Genomic DNA, 6,205 nt, shown 5'->3' with positions numbered 1-6,205 from the left:
ATAAGAATAAGCTGCCTAATTCAGCAGCTGAGATAGAACATAAATATGTTTTGTTAGTTCGTATTTTGTTCGAATAGCGAAAACACCACATATTTATTGCCTTTATGCAAAACATAATGTTATCCATAAATAAGGAGAATGTTATGTTCCCAAATTATAAAGGAAAACTACAAGCAATTATGTGGATGGGTGTTGGCTCAGCTCTTCTCTCAAGTATCTTTAGTGCATTTCTTATTAGTATAGCTATTAAGACCAACAGAAAACTTAATCAGTTGTCTAAGCGCTAGGGATTAAATTCCTAGCATTTTCTGTTTGCTTAATATGTCTAATTCGTATATCAGTTTGTGTCTCTTATAAAACAAACCTGCCCCTATAGTAAAACAAAAAAAGCCGCCTGGTTTGGCAGCTGATCTCGAACATAAGCCCACGGTACCTTTCGCCATCCTATAGTAAAATCCTTTTTCCACTAACCTGCCCAATATATACAGTATGATTTTTGAGCGTATCCATCGTAAATAATGAAACAAAAACAGCCATTTTCTAACTTTGCTTACTTAATATATTCAGTAAGATACTGTATATATCTGCCCGTTAGTTAAACAATAAAAAGCTGCCTAGTTTGGCAGCTGGTCTGAACATTTCTTTCCCCTAGTTCTAAAATGAAGATTTAATATATTCCTTTCAACCCTATGATCTGATGGAATTCTTCGTGGTTTTCTGATTCCTATTTTTATTTTCCCATCTTTTTGCCAAAAACATTATAAATAAGTCATACATAGCAAACAACGCAGTTAAGACAATAATAGCAGTAAAACCGTATTTATGCGGAACAATAAAATAAGAAACAACAAGTGTTAACCCAAAAATTAACCAGCCAATATAATGCCATTTAAAGTATGACATACTTATCTCCTCCTGCTGTCTAAATTATTCCACTTTATAGGAGTCTTACCTGTGCTAAACCATAATTAATAATTTAAGAAGCTGCTTATACGCTAATTAACAATAATTTACCGCTTCTATAAATTAGACGATTAAGACGATAAAAGGTATCATCAATACACCAATCCTGCAAAATTTAATTTTTTCCTTCTCAAACAAACCTGCCCCGTTTGTACAATAAGAAAAACCACCTGAGATGGCGGCTGGAACTTAAAGTAATGCGCCCAATTGATGAACAACTTTTATCTAAAAAAATACTGCAATTAGTAAACTGATAGCAAAGAGAATAAATGCAAACTGTATCGTGAAATACATAATCAACTCAAGTGGTACAAGTTTCCTTTGCCTTTTATTCTTCTCTAAATGCCTTAGATAGAAACCAGCACTTATAATAAGCAGAACATTAGCTACGGCTCGTAAAATTTCTACAAAAAGAATCATCAAGCGTAAACTCCTTTCTCCCCAAGGCATTCTCTCGTAAACTGGTCCTATTCTGGCATAGTGTTGTACTGCAACGCTCTTTATTAATGAGTATCATTGTTGAGCTAATGCCCCATTAGCTAAAAAATTAAAAGCCACCTGGGAGGGCAGCTGGATTTAAAAGTAACGCACCCTATAGTTTAAGTGCAAAATTTCAAAAAGTTATCCAAGATAAAGAAAGCTGCCTATAATTAGCGCTTTACCGAGTTCCATATTTCACTGTGTAATTGGCAGCTCATTTTTCAAAAACCATTCAAACCATCTACCGTGCCCATCGGTTGCTGCAATAGTATTCTGACTCTCAATGTGATTCAAATAATAATCTAGATGTAAGAATCTATCTTGAACGTTATTGTAAATATGGAAGACATCTCTTTCCTTACCTATAGTTTCAACAGTCTTTAATAAACGTTTTTTCATTTCTAATGATATTTGGTTCGCAACATGAGTATGGAATATGCAAATTGCACTGTCCTCTGGTATATTTTCAACGTATTCTAGCAATAGACTTATCCCATCCCCGTCAACCAAATGTACTGAGCCGTCCTTGACATAACTTGCAGCTTCTTCAAACATAAACAACCTCTCTTTATGTTCGGGCCATATTAATGATTTTAGCCACAAGTGCTCTTCCTCATTTTTCAGATCAACTATATTTAGATCTATGCCAACTCTTGTTGAAACTGGTGGCGGTGTCGAATGGAGGATTGGAATATTCTCTCCTTTTATTTCTGCTGAAATATTAAGTTTAGAATCTTTATTACCATAAATGTTTTTTTGCCCGTAGGAATATGAATATTTATCCCAAAGAAGCTGTAACCCCGCACTTGTCCCAATTTCAATAAGTGCTAAAGGTTTCTTTGCTTTCTCGTAAATAGTGCAAAAAGCAGGATAAAGGTATGCACATCTTCGTACTTCGTTGGTTTGAACAAGCTTAGTTTTAAGAATCGACTCAATTTCATTTCTATATTTAAGGCAAAAATCTTTAAAGTCTTCAAACGACTCATTAAATAATTTTGGATTATTTACTATGCTCGGGTAATACTCTTTTAATGGGTGTTCCTTACCATTTAGTAAGAGATAGTGAACTGCACCAAACAGAAGATTTGGAACAGGTTGTCCCGCACGTGCGCTACTACAAATTTCAAGCAGAGTTTCATTACTAGCAATTTTTTTGGACAAATATTCGTATAATAAACTAGACCCTTTACATTCCCTCTCGGCAAACGTCAGGAAAGTTTTTGACAAGACTTCAGTATTAAACAAATAAAATCCCCCTTTTTAAACAAGTACATTATATGATTCGATATTTTTCCAAAAAAACCCTTTATAATTTGATTTTTGAAATTGACTATATCATCAAGAAAAGAAAATCTTATACAACAAACCTGCCCTATAGCACAAGAACAAAATCGCTAACGCGACTTAAGCCACGTCCCAAGTGAAGATTACTCACTTGGGACATTCCCTGCTCGTCGCATTGTGCCATTACAATAAGGGCACACTACTTCCACCTCTTCATTTTCTTTTAAATCATATTGAAACTCTTCAACCACATATTCAGGTACCTCATCCTCCTTACCACAATCCAAACATTTCAAAATGAGCAATTTTATTTCTTCATTCAAACCGAATGGATCGTCATCATTCAGTGATTCCAAAAATGCCTTATTCAGTTCATCCTGCTCTTTGTTTTTGGTCAAGACTAATCCTCCTCAATGTCTTAACAGACTCCATATCTTCCATATAATGATACAGGAATCCATAGTCCGCATGCTAAATCTCAACTAAGTCCATCTGACGATGGCAATGGGGACAAATAAATGGATCTTTATCAAAAGCTTCTATCATGCGCTGTCTATAGGTTTTCTTCTTCTTTTTTCTCTCAAGTAGTAATGAAAGATGAAAGTTGCTTTGTTCTCATGAAAGCATAGAGACTCAATACCGTATTAGCTTTTTTATATGATCTTCTGCTGTACAAACCAAAACGACCAACCATTCGGAAATGCTTGGGCTGAATATGTTGTATTAAATTAAACAGAAATCGATAAACCGGAAGAATTTCATCTACTCTTTTACCCGTTTGGTGATCCTCATACCAAAAATGAACGGTCTGCCCATCATAGTTAACGACTCGATACTCTGCAATAGCTGGTCTAGCTAAATATCTACCTATGTATTTCGCTGCTCCTTTGGCATCCTTCATTTTCCGTTCTGCATTCACATAGAACCCTTTTTGATAGCGTTTGTACAAACCATTAATAAGTCTTAATATGGCCTGATTATTAGGAAACCATGATTTTAATAAATCTAATAGCACCTTTTGCCATGACTTTCTTAAGTATTCATATGGAATAAACTCAGTTGGTACCCACTCATTACGGTTATCCAGAGCTCCTTCTGTAACTAGAGTATGGATATGAGGGTTAAACTTAAGGTCTCTTCCAAATGTATGAATGACAGTAATAACACCAACTTGTAACTGGCGTTTCTTACTTTTACGTTGGTAATAAAATTGAAATACCTCCGCTACCTTTTTACTTAACTCCTTTAACTTTTTACGATCTTGAAAAAAGACATTTCTCAATTCCTTTGGAATGGTAAATACCATATGTCGGTGTGGAACATTGAAGATCATTTCCTGTTGTTTGTCTGACCAATCATCCGTATATTTCTTACCACATTTATGGCAAAAACGACTCTTACAAGTGAAACAAACAAAAATGGGTTTAGATTCCCCTTCGCATCCTAGGCATTCATATCGAGCATATCCTAAATCACTAGTACCACATCTGATTGCCTTTTCAACTGTTTCTTTGATGTCCTCACGATAGGTTTCAGGAAAACGAACCGAGTGCATCCTCCAAAACCCGTCAAAATGATCCTTTAATATTTGTTTGATAACTCCACTATTGCCTTTACCCATATAAAAGACCCCACTAATAATATACGAACAGTTTACCGAACAATTATCCACAAGTCGAGAAATTTATAATTTCCTAAACGACAAAAAAAGCCGCCTGGACTTGGCAGCTGGATTTTAAAGTAATGAACCCTATAGTGTAAGTACATTTTTTACAATGTTGTTCTTTATTTTAGGGATGCTGCCCCTTCATTTGAAGAAGAATGATAATTTAAGGGTCTGTATCCAAAACTAAAGAAAAAAAAGTATATTACTTACATTAATTACGGGGAAAATCATCTCTAAATAAAATATTATCTTTTTAATCTCAAATTTCTTATTAATTCTTCAATATTCTCAGCAATATTTTCAAATATACCTCTTTCAAAATCTTCTAATTGAACTATTCCACTATTGTTCTCAATTACCAACAACAAACCATTTCCCTCAATCCCAATAGGTATCTTCTCTAAACTATCCCCATGATTTTTTTTATAGCCTTTCAAAGATTCCTTGAATGAACTTATCTCATTATTAGGTATGACAGGTTCTAATTTAATATAGTTTTCTTGATAAAAGCCATCTAAGTCTGCAAACCAATATGAGTTAAAATAATCAACAATTGTTTTATGCAATTTTATGTCAAATTCATCTTCTAAACTTGTAAAATCTTGTGAAACAGTCATTTCTACAGGTTTCCATGTGATATATTCATCCTCATCGACTTTACCTTCATAAATTATTAGGTTATCTTCACTACTAATAGGTGTTTTAAATAAAAAATCCAAACCTTCCTTTGCTACTTCTTTCCTCAACTGAAAGTATTCTTGCATTGCTTCTTTTATTTTCAATGTTATCATCCTTTACTTTTTTAGAAATTTTTCAAGTAATTCAGCATATTGACTATCATTTCCCCAAATACCTGCAGCTTTTTCTGCGTTATGAATTCCACCTGTCCCAGGATGTAACTTTGAAGGGACTGCAACTGCCTGCCCACCCCCACCTACATGGTGATGGATTAAAGTATCATTGTATAATTCCTTTATATCATATTGCGGGAAATGTTCTCTAAACGCTTTATCATTAATAGGAGAAAAACCCAAGTTGATTTTTTGTTTATTTACTTTACTTAAACTCTCTGGATGTTTATTCATTATTTCTTTCCAATAAAAGTCTTTATCACGTAGCCAACCTTCTGCATTTGTTCCTGATTTCCCCTTACCTACATATGGCATTTCAACTGTAATTCTAGGATCAGCAGTATATTTTTCTTCTAGTTTTTTTAAATTAGCATTTCTATAAGTTCTTATATGCTGGTTAGTAATACCTATTCCCTTAACCCCAAACACATCTTCAGTCACCATCTTGATTTTCGTCAACGGATCAAAAAGAACATTGTAAGGCACCGGCCCTCGAGCTAGTCCCCCTCCTGCCATGGCTGGTGTCTGAACCGGCGTGTAAATCGGTAGTGCCTTCTCTCCTTTACCAGCCTGGCGAACTGACTTGGCAATGGTTCCAGCCTTCCCAATCCCCTTATCACCAAGAATGCCAATTCCCAAGGAAGTCAGGCCATAGGTAAAGAAAGCTGTCCGGCTTTTGGTATCACCATTTATGACATCCCGCTCCCAGGCGGTGGTGACAGCGGACCATATATACTTCGGCATATCCAAAGCCCGGCGTACTTTTCCTATAGGGTCATTAATAATGCCTAAATAAAATTCCTGGTGCTTCCTTTGGTTTTCAAGAAGCTGGTCACGGTTAAACAGCACTTCATTGCCCAAAAGCAGCGGACTGAACGGTCCCATGATGGTTCTTCCCAGCTCATAGGTTGACTTCAAGCCTTCCCATGTATCTCCTACAGCTTTGCCAGTCCCTTCAATA

Annotated in this window: 5 protein-coding genes and 1 pseudogene; all 6 read right to left on the bottom strand. The window is 35.4% G+C overall.

Annotated features, from left to right (window positions below):
• Positions 1-687: 687 nt before the first annotated feature.
• Complete coding sequence (locus BFI01S_RS20620; RefSeq protein ID WP_061794261.1) at positions 688-903, bottom strand: hypothetical protein; 216 nt, start codon at positions 901-903, stop codon at positions 688-690.
• 735 nt (positions 904-1,638) lie between these two features.
• Entirely contained in the window at positions 1,639-2,688 is a 1,050-nt protein-coding gene (locus tag BFI01S_RS20610; protein WP_061794259.1) for a DUF2332 domain-containing protein, read from the bottom strand.
• A gap of 182 nt (positions 2,689-2,870) precedes the next feature.
• Entirely contained in the window at positions 2,871-3,125 is a 255-nt protein-coding gene (locus BFI01S_RS20605; protein WP_115596672.1) for a hypothetical protein, read from the bottom strand.
• Positions 3,100-4,348 (bottom strand): annotated as a pseudogene (locus BFI01S_RS20600) (IS91 family transposase). Before BFI01S_RS20600 ends, BFI01S_RS20605 begins: the two are co-directional and overlap by 26 nt.
• Positions 4,349-4,638: 290 nt before the next feature.
• The gene (locus BFI01S_RS20595) at positions 4,639-5,157 is read right to left on the bottom strand and encodes a SecY-interacting protein Syd (RefSeq protein WP_172581945.1); all 519 of its coding nucleotides are present in this window, start codon (positions 5,155-5,157) and stop codon (positions 4,639-4,641) included.
• Between the two features lie 30 nt (positions 5,158-5,187).
• Positions 5,188-6,205: hypothetical protein (locus tag BFI01S_RS24170; RefSeq protein WP_268875349.1), on the bottom strand; the 1,018-nt coding region annotated here is incomplete at its 5' end.

This window comes from Cytobacillus firmus NBRC 15306 (assembly GCF_001591465.1).
Lineage (GTDB): Bacteria > Bacillota > Bacilli > Bacillales > Cytobacillaceae > Cytobacillus > Cytobacillus firmus.
This window is presented reverse-complemented; position numbering and strand designations above follow the sequence as displayed.